The sequence below is a fragment of the Micromonospora sp. WMMD1076 genome, assembly GCF_029581475.1.
Lineage (GTDB): Bacteria > Actinomycetota > Actinomycetes > Mycobacteriales > Micromonosporaceae > Micromonospora > Micromonospora aurantiaca.
Window position 1 is genome coordinate 2,499,054 of the sequence record NZ_CP120862.1, and the last position, 17,042, is coordinate 2,516,095.

At 73.0% G+C, this 17,042-nt stretch carries 17 protein-coding genes and 1 pseudogene; 11 read left to right on the top strand and 7 right to left on the bottom strand.

Features of this window, described 5'->3' with window-relative positions; translation table 11 throughout:
- Positions 1–21 precede the first annotated feature (21 nt).
- The gene (locus tag O7622_RS12170; RefSeq protein ID WP_282313452.1) at positions 22–1,767 is read left to right on the top strand and encodes a hypothetical protein; all 1,746 of its coding nucleotides are present in this window, start codon (positions 22–24) and stop codon (positions 1,765–1,767) included.
- A gap of 56 nt (positions 1,768–1,823) precedes the next feature.
- Here the strand turns inward: O7622_RS12170 and lexA are convergent, their stop codons facing one another.
- Positions 1,824–2,606 (bottom strand): transcriptional repressor LexA, encoded by a 783-nt coding sequence (gene lexA, locus O7622_RS12175; protein ID WP_013284750.1) that lies wholly within the window; start codon positions 2,604–2,606, stop codon positions 1,824–1,826.
- 489 nt (positions 2,607–3,095) lie between these two features.
- On the opposite strand from lexA, the gene nrdR reads away from it, so the two are divergent.
- A complete protein-coding gene (gene nrdR / locus O7622_RS12180; RefSeq protein ID WP_013284751.1) occupies positions 3,096–3,596 on the top strand; it encodes a transcriptional regulator NrdR in 501 nt (166 codons plus the stop codon).
- Positions 3,597–3,634: 38 nt separating this feature from the next.
- Entirely contained in the window at positions 3,635–6,529 is a 2,895-nt protein-coding gene (locus O7622_RS12185) for a vitamin B12-dependent ribonucleotide reductase (RefSeq protein WP_282313454.1), read from the top strand.
- Positions 6,530–6,661: 132 nt separating this feature from the next.
- Here O7622_RS12185 and O7622_RS12190 read toward each other — a convergent pair whose 3' ends face one another.
- From O7622_RS12190 to O7622_RS12200, 3 genes are read right to left on the bottom strand one after another with little or no spacing between them, the layout of a single operon-like run.
- Entirely contained in the window at positions 6,662–6,844 is a 183-nt protein-coding gene (locus tag O7622_RS12190; protein WP_282313455.1) for a DUF397 domain-containing protein, read from the bottom strand.
- Positions 6,845–6,896: 52 nt separating this feature from the next.
- Complete coding sequence (locus O7622_RS12195; RefSeq protein WP_282313456.1) at positions 6,897–7,064, bottom strand: DUF397 domain-containing protein; 168 nt, start codon at positions 7,062–7,064, stop codon at positions 6,897–6,899.
- A gap of 9 nt (positions 7,065–7,073) precedes the next feature.
- Positions 7,074–8,048, bottom strand: coding sequence for a helix-turn-helix transcriptional regulator (locus O7622_RS12200; protein ID WP_282313457.1), 975 nt, complete (start codon positions 8,046–8,048; stop codon positions 7,074–7,076).
- Between O7622_RS12200 and O7622_RS12205 the strand changes: the two genes are divergently transcribed.
- From O7622_RS12205 to O7622_RS12225, 5 genes are all read left to right on the top strand, one after another.
- Positions 8,047–8,235 carry a hypothetical protein gene (locus O7622_RS12205; protein ID WP_114919723.1) on the top strand — a complete coding sequence of 63 codons (189 nt, stop codon included), beginning with the start codon at positions 8,047–8,049 and terminating at the stop codon, positions 8,233–8,235. The genes O7622_RS12200 and O7622_RS12205 overlap by 2 nt on opposite strands.
- Positions 8,232–8,411, top strand: a complete 180-nt coding sequence (locus O7622_RS12210; RefSeq protein ID WP_282313458.1) for a hypothetical protein — start codon at positions 8,232–8,234, stop codon at positions 8,409–8,411. Before O7622_RS12205 ends, O7622_RS12210 begins: the two co-directional genes overlap by 4 nt.
- Before the next feature lie 440 nt (positions 8,412–8,851).
- Complete coding sequence (locus tag O7622_RS12215; RefSeq protein WP_282313459.1) at positions 8,852–9,787, top strand: DUF2332 domain-containing protein; 936 nt, start codon at positions 8,852–8,854, stop codon at positions 9,785–9,787.
- Between the two features lie 142 nt (positions 9,788–9,929).
- Complete coding sequence (locus O7622_RS12220; protein WP_114919730.1) at positions 9,930–10,163, top strand: DUF5522 domain-containing protein; 234 nt, start codon at positions 9,930–9,932, stop codon at positions 10,161–10,163.
- A gap of 87 nt (positions 10,164–10,250) precedes the next feature.
- Complete coding sequence (locus O7622_RS12225; protein ID WP_282313460.1) at positions 10,251–10,799, top strand: hypothetical protein; 549 nt, start codon at positions 10,251–10,253, stop codon at positions 10,797–10,799.
- A gap of 65 nt (positions 10,800–10,864) precedes the next feature.
- On the opposite strand, the gene O7622_RS12230 is transcribed toward O7622_RS12225, so the two are convergent.
- Positions 10,865–11,551, bottom strand: coding sequence for a metal-dependent transcriptional regulator (locus O7622_RS12230; protein ID WP_026268035.1), 687 nt, complete (start codon positions 11,549–11,551; stop codon positions 10,865–10,867).
- A 98-nt stretch (positions 11,552–11,649) separates the two neighbouring features.
- Here O7622_RS12230 and O7622_RS12235 point away from each other — a divergent pair, with 98 nt between their 5' ends.
- The 3 genes from O7622_RS12235 to O7622_RS12245 are packed head-to-tail and all read left to right on the top strand — an operon-like array spanning position 11,650 to position 16,317.
- Positions 11,650–12,507 (top strand): sulfurtransferase, encoded by an 858-nt coding sequence (locus tag O7622_RS12235; protein ID WP_282313461.1) that lies wholly within the window; start codon positions 11,650–11,652, stop codon positions 12,505–12,507.
- 47 nt (positions 12,508–12,554) lie between these two features.
- Complete coding sequence (locus O7622_RS12240) at positions 12,555–13,736, top strand: acetoin utilization protein AcuC (RefSeq protein WP_282313462.1); 1,182 nt, start codon at positions 12,555–12,557, stop codon at positions 13,734–13,736.
- Positions 13,737–13,761: 25 nt separating this feature from the next.
- Positions 13,762–16,317, top strand: coding sequence for a bifunctional GNAT family N-acetyltransferase/acetate--CoA ligase family protein (locus O7622_RS12245; RefSeq protein ID WP_282313463.1), 2,556 nt, complete (start codon positions 13,762–13,764; stop codon positions 16,315–16,317).
- Between the two features lie 45 nt (positions 16,318–16,362).
- Here O7622_RS12245 and O7622_RS12250 read toward each other — a convergent pair.
- Both O7622_RS12250 and O7622_RS12255 read right to left on the bottom strand, forming a co-directional pair.
- Positions 16,363–16,659: pseudogene (locus O7622_RS12250) on the bottom strand (glyoxalase); the annotation flags it as partial.
- 127 nt (positions 16,660–16,786) lie between these two features.
- Positions 16,787–16,960, bottom strand: coding sequence for a hypothetical protein (locus tag O7622_RS12255; protein ID WP_282313464.1), 174 nt, complete (start codon positions 16,958–16,960; stop codon positions 16,787–16,789).
- Between the last annotated feature and the right edge of the window lie 82 nt (positions 16,961–17,042).

Here is a 17,042-nt window from a genome sequence, read left to right on the forward strand (position 1 = left end):
CGCCGTGCGACACTGAGCGTCATGCGGCACGTTGTCTCCTCGGTCACGCTCGCGCTCGGCCTGGTCGGCGCGGTCGTGGCGCCGGCCGGGCCGGCCCCGGCGGCTCCCGCCGCGGCCCCCGTGCTGGCCGCGGCTCCCAAGAAGAAGTGCACCGTCGAGGACAATCGCCTCCGCGAGCTGTCCGGCCTGGTCGCCACCAGCAACGGGTACGTCGTGATCAACGACGGCACCGACGACGCCAGCCGTAAGCGGGTCTTCTACCTGGACGCCAAGTGCAAGGTCGACAAGGAGGTCCGGTACTCCGGTGACGGGCCCTTCGACACCGAGGACCTGGCGCTCGGCCCGGACCGCAAGACCCTCTGGATCGCCGACACCGGCGACAACGTGGAGAAGAAGACCCGCCGGGAGCGGGTGGCGGTCTGGACGATGCCGCTGAGCGGCTCGAAGCAGCCGGTGCTGCACCGGCTCAGCTATCCGGGCAAGGAGCCGCACGACGCGGAGGCGCTGCTCGTCGGCGACGACAACATGCCGTTGGTGATCACCAAGGCCCTCTCTGGCAAGTCGGAGATCTTCACCCCGACTGTGAAGCTGAAGGCGGGCGGCGACACCGAGCCGATCCCGATGAAGAAGGTCGGCGAGTTCACGCTGCCGGAGACCGCCACCGAGAACAAGCTCGGCTCGCCCGGGCGGGCGCTGGTGACCGGCGCGGCCCGCTCCCCGGACGGCAGCAGGGTCGTGCTGCGCACGTACGCCGACGCGTTCGAGTTCGACGTGGCCGGCGGCGACATCGTGAAGGCGCTCACCACCGGCAAGCCCCGGGTCACCCCGCTCGCCGACCCGTTCGGCGAGGCGATCTCCTACACGCCGGACGGCAAGACGTTCGTCACCGTCTCCGACGGCGGCACGCTCGACGAGTCGGACCCGATCGACATCCTCAGCTACACCCCGTCGACCACCGGCGCCGAGGCGCTGCCGAAGGGCGGCAAGGCCGAGACCAAAGCGGCCGCCGAGAAGTCCTGGCTCGAAGGGCTCTCGCTCGACGAGATCACGTACCTGATCGCGGCGGTCGGGGTGCTCGGCGCGCTCCTGGTCGGCGCGGGCGTGTTCGGCATCCTGCGGGCGCGGCGCAAGCCGGCGCCCCGGGCGCCCGCCGACGAGCCCGAGCGCAGCGGCGAGTTCCCGGTGAACAACGGCTTCCCGTCGGGCGAACGGCCGGACGCCTCGCGCGGCGGTGTCTACGGCGGCGGTCAGGGCGGCGTCTACGGTGGCCCGGCCAACGGCGACCACCCGGCGTCCGGCGGTGTCCACGGCGGTGGCCGGCAAGGCGGCGGCGTGTACGGTGGCGGCCCCCAGGACGGCGGTCGTGGCCAGGGTGGTGGCCGTCCTCCGGGCGCGGGCCGTCCGCAGGGCGGCGGCGTGTACGGCGGCGGCGGAGCCCCGGCCGGCGGCGGAGGGCGCGGTGGCGGCGTCTACGGCGGCGGAGGTCAGGGCGGGCCGGGCGCAGGCCAGGGCGGTCCGGGTCGGGGCGGCCCGGGTGCCGGCGGCGGCCAGGGCAGTCCGGGACGTGGCGGCTACGGCGGCGGCCCGGGCGGGGCCGGATATCGCGGGCAGCCGAACGGCGGCGGGCCGCGCGGAGAGGGCGGCCGGGCCGAGCCGCCGCGCCGCGGACAGGAGCCGCGTGGCGGGCGCCGCGACGGCTACGACGACCAGGGCCGGTACGGCCCGGTGTCCGGCGGTGGCCGGGAGTACCGCGGCGACCGCTACTGAGACGACACGACGAAGGGGTGACCGGCGACCCGGTCACCCCTTCTCGCTTGCTGTCGTCAGATGCGGCGCAGGACCGCCACCACGCGGCCCATGATGGTGGCGTCGTCGCCGGGGATCGGGTCGAAGGCCGGGTTCTGCGGCATCAGCCAGACGTGCCCGTCCCGCCGCCGGTAGGTCTTCACCGTCGCCTCACCGTCGAGCATGGCGGCCACGATGTCGCCGACCTCGGCGTTCGGCTGCTGCCGGACGACCACCCAGTCGCCGTCGCAGATCGCCGCGTCGAGCATCGAGTCGCCCTTGACCTGAAGCATGAAGACCTCGCCCTCGCCGACCAGCTCGCGGGGGAGGGGGAAGATGTCCTCCACCGCCTGCTCGGCCAGGATCGGCCCACCGGCTGCGATGCGGCCCAGCATCGGCACGTACGCCGGGGCGGGCCGCTGCGCACGGGCCGCCTCGTCGTCGGCCTCGCCCGGCGCGCGCACGTCGACGGCGCGCGGACGGTTCGGGTCGCGGCGCAGGAAGCCCTTCTTCTCCAGCTCCTTGAGCTGGTAGGCGACGCTGGACGGGGACACCAGCCCGACCGCCTCGCCGATCTCGCGCACGCTCGGCGGGTAGCCGTGGCGCTCGACCCAGTTACGGATGAACTCCAGGATCCGCCGCTGCCGGGCGGTCAGGTCGACCGTCGCCGGGTCGGGGAAGCTGCTCACCACCGGGGTGACCGGACGCACCGCCGCGGGGGCGGTGCGGCTGCGGGCGGTGCGGGGGCGACGGGTCGCCGGAGGACCCGCCCCGTCGTTCGGCTGCGGGTTCTTCTGCCGGCTGGCCCGGTCCTCGGTCACGTCCGTCCCTCCCTGGTCGGCGCTGGGGTGCCTCGTCGGCTCGTGGTGCGTGTGGTCTGACCGTATAGGTGAGATCGGCCATTTTCAAACATCTGTACGACCTGCTGTCGGCGTGTCGCGCCGAATTCCTGGATTTCCGAACTGGTGTTCTGATAAAAGAGTACGCCGCTCGAACGGATGTTCTATCCCGGCCGCCCGTGACCAGTGCGGGAGGCCGTCCGTTGGGCTCCTCGGCGGCGTCGCGCCGGGCGTGATCCTGATGACTCGCCGGACACGCCCGCCAACTTGACCTCGCTTGGGGTTCGGCATACGGTCGACCCCTAGATGTAGTAGTCACACGGGCGTAAGTTGCCTACAGGTTGGGTTCAACTACCGAACGCGCTCCCGCACCGCGCACTCGGCGACGGTCATCCGACGATGGCCCCGCCGTGCCGACGCGTGCCCGGGAGCCGGTAGGTGTGCCCGCGATCGACGGAGGAGGTCGGGCGAATGCGGTGTCCGTACTGCCGGCACGCCGACTCCCGGGTGGTCGACTCGCGGGAGGCCGACGACGGCCAGCTCATCCGGCGGCGACGGTCGTGCCCGGAGTGCGGCAAGCGGTTCACCACCGTCGAGGAGGCGGTGCTCGCGGTGGTCAAGCGCAGCGGGGTGACCGAGCCGTTCAGCCGCACGAAGATCATCGGTGGGGTGCGCAAGGCGTGCCAGGGGCGGCCGGTCGACGACGACTCGATCGCGCTGCTGGCACAGAAGGTCGAGGAGACCGTGCGGGCCAAGGGGGCGGCCGAGATCCCCAGCCACGAGGTGGGCCTGGCCATCCTCGGCCCGTTGCGTGACCTCGACGAGGTGGCCTACATGCGGTTCGCCAGCGTCTACCGGTCCTTCGACTCGCTCGCCGACTTCGAGCGCGAGATCGAGACGCTGCGGGCCGCCGCGCGCGCCCGGGAGGGCGCCGGTGCCGGTGCGGCGGACGCCGCCGGCGCGATCAGCTGACATTCACGGGTTTCTGACAGGTACACGAGGCGCGGTGGGTGACCGTTGCCGACGAGGGGGGCGAGGGCGTGACGACCAGCAAGTCACGGAACAAGGCCGGGGCGGGGCTGAAGATCGAGCGCGTCTGGACGACCGAGGGGGTGCATCCCTACGACGAGGTCGCCTGGGAGCGCCGCGACGTCGTCATGACGAACTGGCGGGACGGCTCGATCAACTTCGAGCAGCGCGGGGTGGAGTTCCCCGAGTCCTGGTCGGTGAACGCGGCGAACATCGTGACCACCAAGTACTTCCGGGGCGCGGTGGGGACCCCGGAGCGGGAGTGGTCGCTGCGGCAGCTGATCGACCGGGTGGTCGAGACCTACCGCACCGCCGGTGAGGAGTACGGCTACTTCGCCACCCCGGCCGACGCCGAGGTGTTCGCGCACGAGCTGACCTGGATGCTGCTGCACCAGGTGTTCAGCTTCAACTCGCCGGTGTGGTTCAACGTCGGCACGCCGTCGCCGCAGCAGGTCAGCGCCTGCTTCATCCTCTCCGTCGACGACTCGATGGACTCGATCCTCGACTGGTACAAGGAGGAGGGGCGGATCTTCCAGGGCGGCTCCGGCGCCGGGGTCAACCTGTCCCGGATCCGTTCCTCGAAGGAGCTGCTCTCCTCCGGCGGCACCGCCTCCGGCCCGGTCAGCTTCATGCGCGGCGCGGACGCCTCCGCCGGCACCATCAAGTCCGGCGGCGCCACCCGGCGTGCGGCGAAGATGGTCATCCTCGACGTGGACCACCCGGACATCGAGGAGTTCGTGGCGACCAAGGCGCGCGAGGAGGACAAGATCCGCGCGCTGCGCGACGCCGGGTTCGACATGGACCTGGGCGGCGCCGACATCGTCAGCGTGCAGTACCAGAACGCCAACAACTCGGTCCGCGTCTCCGACGAGTTCATGTCCGCGGTGGAGAACGGCGGCGGCTTCGACCTGCGCGGCCGGCTCGACGGGCAGACCATCGAGACGATCGACGCGAAGAAGCTGTTCCACACCATCTCCCAGGCCGCGTGGGAGTGCGCCGACCCGGGCCTCCAGTACGACGACACGATCAACGACTGGCACACCTGCCCGGAGACCGGGCGGATCACCGCGTCGAACCCGTGCTCGGAGTACCTGCACCTGGACAACTCCTCGTGCAACCTGGCCTCGCTGAACCTGATGAAGTTCCTCCGCGCCGACGGCGGCTTCGAGGTGGAGAAGTTCGTCAAGTCGGTCGAGTTCGTCATCACCGCGATGGACATCTCGATCTGCTTCGCCGACTTCCCGACCGAGAAGATCGGTGAGACCACCCGCGCCTACCGGCAGCTCGGCATCGGGTACGCCAACCTGGGCGCGCTGCTGATGGCCTCCGGCCTGCCGTACGACTCGGAGCAGGGCCGGGAGGTGTCCGCCGCGATCACCTCGCTGATGACCGGCACCGCCTACCGCCGTTCCGCCGAGCTGGCCGGCATCGTCGGCCCGTACGACGGCTACGCCCGCAACGCCGAGCCGCACAAGCGGGTCATGCGCAAGCACGCCGCCGCGAACGACGCGATCAAGCCGACCGGCACCGTGGCGACCGCCGTGCAGCGCGAGGCCACCAAGCAGTGGACGCTGGGCAACAAGCTGGGTGACAAGTTCGGCTGGCGCAACTCGCAGGCCAGCGTGCTCGCCCCGACCGGCACCATCGGCCTGATGATGGACTGCGACACCACGGGTGTCGAGCCGGACCTGGCACTGGTGAAGTTCAAGAAGCTGGTCGGCGGCGGCTCGATGCAGATCGTCAACCAGACCGTACCGCGCGCCCTGCGCAGCCTCGGCTACCCCGAGGAGCAGGTCGAGGCGATCGTCGAGCACATCGCCGACCACGGCCACGTGGTGGACGCCCCGGGTCTGAAGCCGGAGCACTACCCGGTCTTCGACTGCGCCATGGGCGAGCGCTCGATCGCGCCGATGGGTCACGTGCGGATGATGGCGGCCGTCCAGCCGTTCATCTCCGGCGCCATCTCCAAGACGGTGAACATGCCGGAGCAGGCCACCGTCGAGGACGTCGAGAAGATCTACTTCGAGGGCTGGAAGCTCGGCCTCAAGGCGCTGGCGATCTACCGGGACAACTGCAAGGTCGGCCAGCCGCTGTCGGCCGCCAAGCCGAACAAGGGCGCCGTCGAGGCCCAGGCCCCGGCCGCCGCGCCGGAGAAGGCCGTGGAGAAGGTCGTCGAGTACCGCCCGGTGCGCAAGCGGCTGCCGAAGAAGCGCCCGTCGGAGACCATCTCGTTCTCGGTCGGCGGCGCGGAGGGCTACCTCACCGCCTCGTCCTACCCGGACGACGGCCTCGGCGAGGTCTTCCTCAAGATGTCGAAGCAGGGCTCGACCCTGGCCGGCGTGATGGACGCCTTCTCGGTGGCCATCTCCATCGGTCTCCAGTACGGCGTCCCGCTGGAGACGTACGTCAGCAAGTTCACCAACATGCGCTTCGAGCCGGCCGGCATGACCGACGACCCGGACGTGCGGATGGCCGCCTCGGTGATGGACTACATCTTCCGTCGCCTGGCGCTGGACTTCCTGCCGTACGACCGCCGCGCCGAGCTGGGCATCTTCACCGCCAAGGAGCGGGCCGCCCAGCTCGCGGCCGAGGCGGAGGCGGAGGCGAGCGGTGCGGACCTCACCGCGATGGCCGCCTCCGCCCCGGTCGAGGCGCCCGAGCCGAGGACCGGCCCGATCGCGCAGCCGGCGCAGGAGATGGCCGACGCCGCGGCCGTCAAGCCCGCGCCGTCTGTGGGTTCCAGCACCGAACTGCTGGAGGCCGTGATCGGCAAGGCCGCCGACGCGCCGCTCTGCTTCACCTGCGGCACGAAGATGCGGCCCGCCGGTAGCTGCTACGTCTGCGAGGGCTGCGGCTCCACCAGCGGCTGCAGCTGACGCACGACCGACCACGCGAGCGCGGCAGGGGAGCCCCTGCCGCGCTCGCGCGCGTTCGTGACTCCCCACATCGGGGTTGCCGGCTTCTGCTCGTCCTCAACGCGGCCACCGCGCGCTCCGGATGAGTCGGGCTCAGCGCAGGGTACGGAGGAACAGCCGCCACGGCTCACGCCCGAAGCACAAGACCGGGCCGCACACGTCCTTGCTGTCGCGGATCAGGATGCTCCCGTTGACGGCGGCAATCTCTACGCACGCTCCGCCGTTGTTGTCGCTGCGACTCGACTTGCGCCACTTGATGCCGATCCGGTCTGTCATGCCACCTCCATTTCCTGCCAGCGCCTGGCACGAGCACCGCTGAGGTGGGCGCTCAGCGCAGGGTGCGGAGGAACGCCTGCCACGGCTGACGCTCAAAGCGTAGAACCGGGCCGCCTACATCTTTGCTGTCGCGGACTTCTACTGCCGGGTCGGCGTATCTCGCTTCGACGCAGGCTCCGTTGGTGCCGCTCCGGGTGCTCTTGCGCCACTGCGAGTCCACGTCCGCCTCCTACTCTATGGGCAGCGCGCCTCGGATCGCTTCGATCATGGCCGCCGAGTCGGTTGGCGACAGGGCCGCGGCGCGCAGGCTGTTGAACACCACCGTACAGCGGCGTACATCCTCGCCCTCCGCGTAGAGATCGCCCGTCAGACCCTCGATGTAGACCACGCTGGGGCCGTCAGCGAAGTTGAGGATGTGGAAGCTCGACAGCATGGAAGCGTAGGCACCTTCCCGGAACGGGATCACCTGGACCGTGACGTTCCATCGGCCGCCGGCGTCGAGCAAGGCGGTGAGCTGGTCGGCCATGACGGCTGCACCACCGATCTGGCGGTGCAGGACTGCTTCGTCCAGTACAGCCACCAGCCGAAGCTTGCCCGAAGAGATCAACTCTTGGCGGTGCGTCCGGACGGCGACTCGCCTCTCGACCGCCTCGGGTGAAGGCTCGAAGGCGTCCTCCGCCATCATTGCCCGCGCGTATGCCGGTGTCTGGAGCAGGCCCGGCACGACAAGCGTCTCGAAGGTCTGCACCTCCTCGGCGGCGGATTCCAGGCCGATGTACTGGCGGTACGACGACGGCAGGTCTCCGTACTTCGCCCACCAACCGCGCTGCTTTCCAGTGCGCGCCATCGACAGCAGCGTGTCGCGCAGTTCGGCATCGGTGACGCCGTAGCGATCAAGCAACGCGTTGAGCGCAGGGCCTTTGATGCCGACCCGGCCGGCCTCGATACGCCGCAGGGTGCTGGCGGTCACCTCGATCGCCGCGGCTGCTTCCTCGGCGGTGACATCGGCCTGCTCCCGCGCTTTGCGCAACTGCGCCCCGAGCTGGAAGCGAACGAAGGTCGGACTCTCCATGGCGGTGATTGTGCCGCCGATCGGCGCGCCGTGGACATGCGACACGCCCGCGCGACATGCGCGCCCATCGTTGACTAGACAAAAATGCGCGCGCAAAATTAGCGGCGCATGGGCGACGGTGGGAGGCGGCATGCGTGCTCGTGTGTCGTACGAGGAGTACGTGGTGGCGGTCGCGCTGACCCTCGCTCGGCGGCACCGTCCGGTGTGGTCCTGGCGGCGGTGGCGGCGGATCTGCCGCTGCGGTGCGGAACTGCCGTGCCGCGCACGCCATCGCATCCCGATCCGTCGCGGCCACTGGCCGGGAGAGGAGCAGACGTGACGGAGCCACAGGTCCGGCAGATCCTGTCGGTGCACGTACCCGGCGTCGACGGCTTCTGCACGGGGTGCCGGGCGTGGTGGGCGCGGCTGTCCCCGTACCCCTGTCAGCAGGTCGAGTGGGCGGCCCGCCGCCAGGCGCGGACCGCCACCCGGCGCTTCCTGGACGGCCTTCGGTGACCACCCACGGGCCGGTTCTTCCGCTCTGGAGCTGCGGTGGGTGTGGCGCTCCGTGGCCCTGCCCGACGCGGCGTCGTGAGCTGCGGGCCGAGTTCGATGGAGCGCCGGTGTCGTTGGGCTTGTACATGGGGGCTTATCTGGTGTGGGCGGCGGAGGATCTGACCTGGGTGCCGGCCGGGGTGTTGCATCGGCGCTTCCTCGGGTGGGTGCGATGAGTGTCATTCGGCCGGGCGACGAACGGTTTCATTACTGCGACGGCTCGCACCGGTGGGTGCCGCTCGATCCCGACTTCGACCAGGAGGTCTGGGAGGCCATGGTGCGTGAGCATCAGCAGCGGCACCTGGAGGAGCTTTCGCGAGGGCTGCGGCCCCGCCGACCGAGAAAGCAGTAGGTGCCGGCGGTCACAGACCATCGTGTACGCGAGCTGGAATGCTCGGGGGATGAGCACGACCGACATCTATCGGGTCTTCGCCGAGCGTGAGACGCGCGGCGTGTCCCCGGCGTACGAGCGGTTGTCGCGGGCGGTGGCCGGTGATCCGGAGCTGCTCGCCCTGCTCGACACGCTGCCGCCGGCCAAGCGTCAGCCGAACCTGCTGTTCGGGGTGGTGCGGCTGCGCGGCGGGCCGGTGGACGACCCGGCGGCGTTCCGCGCGTACGTGATGGCGCACTGGCCGGACGTCGCGGCGCAGATGCGGCTGCGGGCGACGCAGACGAACGAGGCGGGGCGGTGCGCGGTGCTGCTGCCGGTGCTCGCCGCGTTGCCGCAGCCGCTGGCGTTGCTGGAGGTGGGTGCGTCCGCCGGGCTGTGCCTCTACCCGGACCGGTACGCCTACCGCTACGGCGACCGGCGGATCGGCGAGGGCGAGCCGGTGCTCGACTGTGACCTGACGGGCACCGATCCGCCGCGGCGGCGTCCGGAGGTGGTGTGGCGGGCCGGGCTGGACGTGAACCCGCTCGACGTCACCGACCCGGCCGACGTGGCCTGGCTGGAGGCGCTGATCTGGCCGGAACACCGGCACCGCCGGGAACGGCTGCGCGCCGCCGCTGCCGTCGCGGCGGCCGACCCGCCCCTGCTGGTACGCGGTGACCTGGTCGACGACCTGCCGGCGCTGGCGGCGCAGGCCCCGGCCGGGGCGACGCTCGTGGTGTTCCACAGTTCGGTGCTCTACCAGGTGCCACCGGCACGCCGAGAGGCGTTCACCGCGCTGGTCCGGACGCTGCCCGGCCACTGGATCGCCAACGAGGACCCGTCGGTGCTGCCGCACGCCGACCTGCCGGAACCCCCAGCCGGCGGCTTCCACAACGTCCTGGCCCTGGACGGCAGCCCGCTCGCCTGGACGACAGGCCACGGCCAGTCCCTCACCTGGTTCCGCTGACCCACCCACTCACCCCGCCCGGCCCGCTTGTCCTCGTTGATCGATCATGAAGTTGACGGCGCGACACGCCGACGCGACGGCCGCCAACTTCATGATCGACCGGCAGATGGGGGGCCCGGGGAGGGGCCCGTAGACTTCAGCGGTGCGTGACGAGCTGGCGGACCGGCCCCTGACCGAGCCGCACCCGTCGCGGCTGCCACCGGACCACCCCGGGCGGGCACGCATCCTCGCCGCGCACGCGGCCGCCCTGGCCGCCGGGGAGGCCGGCTACCTGGACCCGGAGACCGGCCTGTTCGTGCTCAGCGCCGGATTCCTGGCCCGGCGTGGCACGTGCTGCGGGCGAGGCTGCCGGCACTGTCCGTACGTGGCCGATTAGGGGGCTTCCGTCCCCGCTGGGGCACCCCGTACGGTGTCCGACGGAACTCCGGCGGGTCGGACCCGCCGCCGACCGCGGAGGTCTCCCGTGCGTGCCCGAATCTGGCTGGCCGTTCCGGCCGTCCTTCTCGCCGCCGGCTGCGCCGATGAGGCGCCGGCCGAGACCGGGCGGCCCGCTCCGCCCCCGCCGGTCCCGGTCGCTGCGGCGTCCTCGGGCGGGGCGTGCCGGCTGCTCGACTTCGCGGTGATCGCCGAGCACACCGGCGGCACGTTCGACGTGGCGGCGGCCACCGAGCGGGGCGACACCCACACCTGCGTGGTCCGGGCGGCCGGGGCGGTGCTGCCGGAGCTGACGCTGTCGGTGACCGAGACGTCGATCGACGCCGCGACGTTCGCCCTGGACGTGCAGCCGAGCGGCGCGGCGAAGATCAGCAAGCTGGGCAAGGCCGCCTACCGGCGGACGCTGCCCAAGACCGCGAAGTCCGGCCCGGCCGCCGAGGTCGGCTGGCTGGCCACCGAGGGACGGCTGGCCAGCCTACGCTGGACCGCCCCGGCCGGCACCGCGAAGGCGGAGGCGGACAAGACGGCCGGCAAGCTGGTCACGCTGGCCAAGGTGATCGACACAAGGCAGCTCTGACCGCAGGTCGCACAAGGCAGCTCTGACCGCAGGTCGCAGGCGACGGCTCTGACCGGGAGCCGGCCTCAGCGAGCCGCGACGAACACCCGGGACGCCACCTCGCGGGGCAGGCGGACCCGATCGCCGGAGCGGTCGATGGAGACGGCGTCGCGTTCCTGCGCCACAGTCACTGTCGCGCCCGGGTCGACGCCGGCGGCGTGCAACTGCCGGAGCACGTCCGAGTCGGTCTGCACGCTCTCGCAGATCCGCCGCACCACGACCGGGCCGGACAGGCCGGGGAAGGCCAGGTTGCGCTCGCCCTCGACGGCGTCGGCAGGCGTCTGGCCGGGGTCGCCCAGCTCCGCCAGGCCCGGGATCGGGTTGCCGTACGGCGAGCGGGTCGGGCGGTTGAGCAGGTCGAAGACCCGCTTCTCCACCGCGTCGCTCATCACGTGCTCCCACCGGCAGGCCTCTTCGTGGGCCTCCTCGTAGGGCATCCCGATCACGTTCACCAGCAGCAACTCGGCCAGTCGGTGCTTGCGCATCACCGACACGGCGGTGTTGCGCCCCTGCGGCGTGAGAGTCAGGTGCCGGTCGCCCTCGACGGTGAGCAGGCCGTCGCGCTCCATGCGGGCGACGGTCTGGCTGACGGTCGGGCCACTCTGCTTCAGCCGCTCGGCGATGCGGGCACGAAGCGGCGGCACCCCCTCCTCCTCGAGTTCGAGGATGGTGCGCAGGTACATCTCGGTGGTGTCAACAAGGTCGTGCTTCACGTCTGCGGCCTCCTAAACTCCGATGGTACCCGCTTCCCGCCGACCATCGACGCAGGCCAAGCCGGAGGTGGCGCGCCGGATGGTGTTGACTGGACCGTATGTCCGCCACCGCAGACCTGCTGGTCGAGCCCGGCCGGCTCGCCGCCGAACTCGATCACGCCGACCCGCCGGTCCTGCTGGACGTCCGCTGGCGGCTGACCGGCCCGCCCGGCCGCGACGACTACGCCGCAGGCCACCTGCCCGGCGCCGTCTTCGTCGACCTGGACACCGAGCTGTGCGGGCCGCCCGGCGTCGCCGGGCGGCACCCGCTTCCGGACCCGGCGGCGTTGCAGGCCGCGCTGCGGGCCGCGGGTGTCCGCGCCGGTCGCCCCGTGGTGGTGTACGACGGCGGCGACGGCATGTCCGCCGCCCGGGCCTGGTGGACGCTGCGCTGGGCCGGGCACCGGCAGGTGCGGGTGCTGCACGGCGGCTTCCCGGCCTGGACGGCAGCCGGCCTGCCGGTCGACACGAGCGTGCCCGCCCCGGTGCCGGGCGACGTGACAGTGGCGCCCGGCGCGTTGCCGGTGCTGGACGCCGCCGCTGCCGCCCGGCTCGCCGCCGCCGGACCCGGCGTGCTGATCGACGTACGGGCCGCGCCGCGTTACCGGGGCGAGCACGAGCCGGTCGACCCGGTCGCCGGGCACGTGCCGGGCGCTGTGAACGTGCCCGCACCGGAGTACGTGACGCAGGGTCGGTTCCCCGCCGCCGGGGCGCTGCGGGAACGGTTCGCCGTCGCCGGGGTGGACGCGGACGCGCCGGTCGGTGCGTACTGCGGCTCCGGAGTGACAGCCGCGCAGGCCGTGTTCGCGTTGCACCTGGCCGGTCGCCCGGACGCCGCGTTGTACGTCGGCTCGTGGAGCGAGTGGGTGGCCGACCCGGACCGTCCGGTCGCGACCGGTGGCACGTCCGGCCGGTGAGCGTGCGACTGGTGGGCGCGTCCCGGACCACGTGCGACGATGGCCGCATGGCCGACGACACGGTGGTGGTGTGGGACGAGGCTCTCCTCGCCTACGACATGGGTGACCATCCCCTCGACCCGGTCCGGGTCGAGCTGACCATGGCGCTCGCCCGCGAACTGGGTGTGCTGGACCGGCCCGGCGTGCGGCTGGTCAAGCCCGAGCCGGCCGACGACGCGCTGCTCACCCGCGTACACGATCCGGCCTACCTGGACGCGGTCCGGTCCGCGCCGCGTGACCCGCTGTTCGCCGGCTTCGGTCTGGGCACCTCGGACAATCCGGTCTTCGACGGGATGCACGAGGCGAGCGCGCTGATCGCCGGCGCCACGACGGCCGCCGCCGAGGCGGTGTGGCGCGGCGACGCCCGGCGCGCGGTGAGCGTCGCGGGCGGGCTGCACCACGCGATGCCCGCCCGCGCCGCCGGGTTCTGCGTCTACAACGACCCGGCCGTGGCCATCGCGCGGCTGCTCGACCTCGGCGCGCAGCGGATCGCGTACGTGGACGTGGACGTGCACCACGGCGACGGCGTGCAGGAGGTCTTCTACCGCGACCCGCGGGTGCTCACGATCAGCCTGCACGAGACGCCGCTCGCGCTGTTCCCCGGCACCGGGTTCCCGGACGAGACCGGCGGCCCGGGCGCGGAGGGCACCGCCGTCAACGTGCCGCTGCCGCCGGGGGTCGGCGACGCCGGCTGGCAGCGGGCGTTCCACGCGATCGTGCCGTCGGTGCTGCGCGCGTTCCGGCCGCAGGTGCTGGTCACCCAGTGCGGCGCCGACGGGCACCGCAAGGACCCGCTGGCCGACCTGCACCTGTCGGTGGACGGGCAGCGGGCCACCTACCGCACGCTGCGGGCGCTCGCCGACGAGCTGTGCGACGGCCGCTGGGTCGCCACCGGCGGCGGCGGGTACGCGCTTGTCGAGGTGGTGCCCCGGGCCTGGACGCACCTGCTGGCGATCGCCACCGGCGAGCCGGTCGACCCGGCCACGCTCACCCCGCCGGGCTGGCGGGACCTGGCCGCGCGGCGGCGCCCCGGGCACGAGGTGCCGCTGCGGATGACCGACGACGTCGACCCGTCGTACCAGCCGTGGCAGCCCAGCGGCGAGCCGAACGCGGTGGACCGGGCCGTCGCGGCCACCCGCAAGGCGGTCTTCCCGCTGCTCGGGCTCGATCCGCACGACCCGCGCGACTGAGCCGGCGGCAGGGGAGGACCGACCGGTGACCACCGTCGAGCAACCGCTGGACGTGCTGCTCAGCGACGGCACGACCGTCCAGCTGCGACCGATCCGACCGGAGGACGCGCCGGAGATCGTGGCCATGCACGGCCGCTTCTCGGAGCGCACCCGATACCTGCGGTACTTCTCGCCGTACCCGCGTATCCCGGAACGCGACCTGAAGCGCTTCGTCAACGTCGACCACCGCGACCGGGAGGCGTTCGTGGTGCTGGCCGGCGAGCGGATCGTCGCCGTCGGCCGCTACGAGCGGCTCGGCCCCGCCTCGCCCGAGGCGGAGGTGGCGTTCGTGGTCGAGGACGCCTACCAGGGCCGGGGCATCGGCTCGGTGCTGCTGGAGCACCTGGCCGACGCGGCCGGGCGCCACGGGATCGTGCACTTCGTCGCCGAGGTGCTCCCGGCCAACGGGGCGATGCTGCGGGTCTTCGCCGACTTCGGCTACCAGGTCCAGCGCCAGTACGCCGACGGTGTGGTGCACCTGAGCTTCCCGATCGCGCCCACCGAGGCGACCCTTGAGGTGCAGCGCGGCCGGGAGCACCGCACCGAGGCCCGGTCGATCGCCCGGCTGCTCGCGCCGCGCGGCATCGCCGTCTACGGCGCCAGCACCACCGGCCAGGGCGTCGGCGCGGCGCTGCTCGGGCACCTGCGCGACGGCGGCTTCGCCGGGGCGATCGTGCCGGTGCACCCGAGCGCGGCGACGGTGGCGGGACTGCCCGCGTACCCGTCGGCTGCCGACGCCGGCCAGGACGTCGACCTCGCCGTGGTGGCTGTCCCGCCGGACGCGGTGACCGACGTGGTGCACGATGCCGCCCGCGCGGGCGCGCACGGCCTGTTGGTGATCTCGGCCGGGTTCGCCGAGTCCGGCCCGGCCGGCGCGGCGGCGCAGCGCGCGCTGGTCCGCGCCGCGCACCTGGCCGGCATGCGGGTGGTCGGCCCGAACTGTCTCGGCGTCGCCAACACCGACCCGGCGGTACGCCTCAACGCCACGCTCGCCCCGGTGCTGCCCGCGGCGGGCCGGGTCGGCGTGTTCAGCCAGTCCGGCGCGTTCGGGGTGGCGCTGCTGGCCGAGGCGTCCCGGCGCGGGCTCGGGCTGTCCAGCTTCGTCTCGGCCGGCAACCGGGCCGACGTGTCCGGCAACGACCTGTTGCAGTACTGGCAGGACGACCCGGCCACCGACGTCATCACGCTCTACCTGGAGACGTTCGGCAACCCGCGCAAGTTCGCCCGGCTGGCCCGGCGCATCGGCCGCCGCAAGCCGGTGGTGGCGCTCGCCTCGCTGGCCCGGCCGCCGGGCGTGGGGGACGCGCCAGCGCTGGACGCGGCGGCGGTGAGCGCGCTGTTCGCCCAGTCCGGGGTGATCCGGGTGGACACCGTGTCCGAACTGCTCGACGTGGGCGTGCTCCTGGCCCACCAGCCGCTGCCGGCCGGGCGGCGGGTGGCTGTGGTGGGCAACTCGTCCGCGCTGACCGGGCTGGCCGCGACCGCCTGCGCGTCCCAGGGGCTGGCGGTGGCCGACGGCTACCCGCAGGACGTCGGGCCGAGCGCCGGCGCCGCCGCGTACGCCGCCGCGCTCGGTGACGCGGTGGCCGACGAGCGGGTGGACGCCGTGGTGGCGGTGTTCGCGCCGCCGCTGCCGGGCCAGCTCGCCGACCCGGTGGCCGACTTCGCGGCGGCGCTGCCCGACGCGCGGGTCACCGGGAAGCCGGTGGTGGCGACGTTCCTGGCCGGGCTGGTGCCGGCCGGGGTGCCGGCGTACCCGAGCGTGGAGGAGGCGGTACGCGCGCTGGGCCGGGTGACCGCGTACGCGGACTGGCTGCGTCGGCCCGCCGGTGCGCTGCCGGAACTGGCCGACGTGGACCGGGCGTCCGGGCACGCCGCGCTGCGCCCGGACGGGGCGGACGCGGCGGCGTTGCTGCGCGCGTACGGGATCGACGTGGTGGAGTCGGTGCCGGCCGGCAGCGCCGAGGAGGTGCTGGCGGCTGCCGAACGGCTCGGCCGGCCGGTGGCGCTCAAGGCCGCCGCCCCCGGGTTGCGGCACCGCCTCGACCTGGGCGCGGTACGCCTCGACCTGGCCGACGCCGCCGCGCTGCGCCGCGCGTACGCCGAGATGGCGCCGGTGTTCGGCGCGGAGGTGCTGGTGCAGCCGATGGTCGCGCCGGGTGTGGCGTGCGTGGTGGAGCTGGTGGAGGATCCGGCGTTCGGGCCGGTGGTCGGTTTCGGGCTGGGTGGCGTGGCGACCGAGCTGCTGGGCGACCGGGCGTGGCGGGCGGTCCCGCTCACCGACCGGGACGCCGCCGAACTGGTCGACGAGCCCCGGGCCGCGCCGCTGCTGCGGGGACACCGGGGCGCCGCGCCGGTGGACCGGGCGGCCCTGGTCGACCTGCTGGTGCGGGTCGGCCGGCTCGCCGACGAGCAGCCCCGGGTGCGGTCGCTCACGCTGAATCCGGTGCTGGCCCGGCCGGACGGCATCTCGGTCCTGCACGCCACCGTGCGCACCGGCGCGGAAGCCCCCCGCCCCGACACCGGCCCGCGCCGCTTGTAAGGAAGGGCCCCTTCTTAACGCCTCCGGTAGAGAAAGGGCCCCCTGTTAACGCCGCTCAGCCGCGCCGCGCTCGGAGATCTGCTGCACCGACCACTCGTTGCCGTCCGGGTCGCGGAAGAACAGGAAGCCGACGTTGTCCAGCGGGTGCGGCACCGGGCGCGCGTTCTGGCCCATCACCTGGATCTCGCTCACCTCGACGCCCCGCCCGACCAGTTCGGCGCGCGCCCGCTCCAGGTCCGGTACGACCAGTTGCACGCCCTTGAGCGAGCCCGGCGGCATCTCCGGTACGACGTCCCGGCCGAGGACGATCGAGCACCCGGAGCCCGGCGGAGTGAGTTGGACGATCCGCCCCACCAGCGGACCAGCAGCTCCGGACGGGTGAAGGCGGCGGACGCGAAGTGGCGGGGAGCGGCGAAGTCGCGGCTGAGCCGGATCTCCCGGTCGCCGGGCAGGGACACGGTCAGGCCGGTCACCGCTGCTCCCCGGCGGTCAGTGCGGCGAGCACCTCGTCCAGTCGCGCATGGCTCTCGGCCCGGTGGTCCCGGTGGTCCGCCCACCACGCGATCGCCTCCCGCGGCGGCCGGCGTCGAGCCGGCAGGGACGGCGCTGGGCGTCCCTGCCCCGGGTTATCAGGCCGGCGCATTCGAGCACCTTACGGCGGGAGCGCCCGGGTCAAGCACGACAGGCCCCGGCGAACCGCCGGGGCCTGTCGGGGCTGTGGTGGG

What these genes read in the sequence shown, in the direction of transcription:
- O7622_RS12240 (WP_282313462.1), top strand. Translation starts at nt 12,555, where the DNA reads ATGGCCGACGACACGGTGGTGGTGTGGGACGAGGCTCTCCTCGCCTAC.
- O7622_RS12235 (WP_282313461.1), top strand. Translation starts at nt 11,650, where the DNA reads ATGTCCGCCACCGCAGACCTGCTGGTCGAGCCCGGCCGGCTCGCCGCC.
- O7622_RS12255 (WP_282313464.1), bottom strand. Translation starts at nt 16,960, where the DNA reads ATGCGCCGGCCTGATAACCCGGGGCAGGGACGCCCAGCGCCGTCCCTG.
- O7622_RS12170 (WP_282313452.1), top strand. Translation starts at nt 22, where the DNA reads ATGCGGCACGTTGTCTCCTCGGTCACGCTCGCGCTCGGCCTGGTCGGC.
- O7622_RS12200 (WP_282313457.1), bottom strand. Translation starts at nt 8,048, where the DNA reads ATGCCGCCTCCCACCGTCGCCCATGCGCCGCTAATTTTGCGCGCGCAT.
- O7622_RS12205 (WP_114919723.1), top strand. Translation starts at nt 8,047, where the DNA reads ATGCGTGCTCGTGTGTCGTACGAGGAGTACGTGGTGGCGGTCGCGCTG.
- nrdR (WP_013284751.1), top strand. Translation starts at nt 3,096, where the DNA reads ATGCGGTGTCCGTACTGCCGGCACGCCGACTCCCGGGTGGTCGACTCG.
- O7622_RS12215 (WP_282313459.1), top strand. Translation starts at nt 8,852, where the DNA reads ATGAGCACGACCGACATCTATCGGGTCTTCGCCGAGCGTGAGACGCGC.
- O7622_RS12190 (WP_282313455.1), bottom strand. Translation starts at nt 6,844, where the DNA reads ATGACAGACCGGATCGGCATCAAGTGGCGCAAGTCGAGTCGCAGCGAC.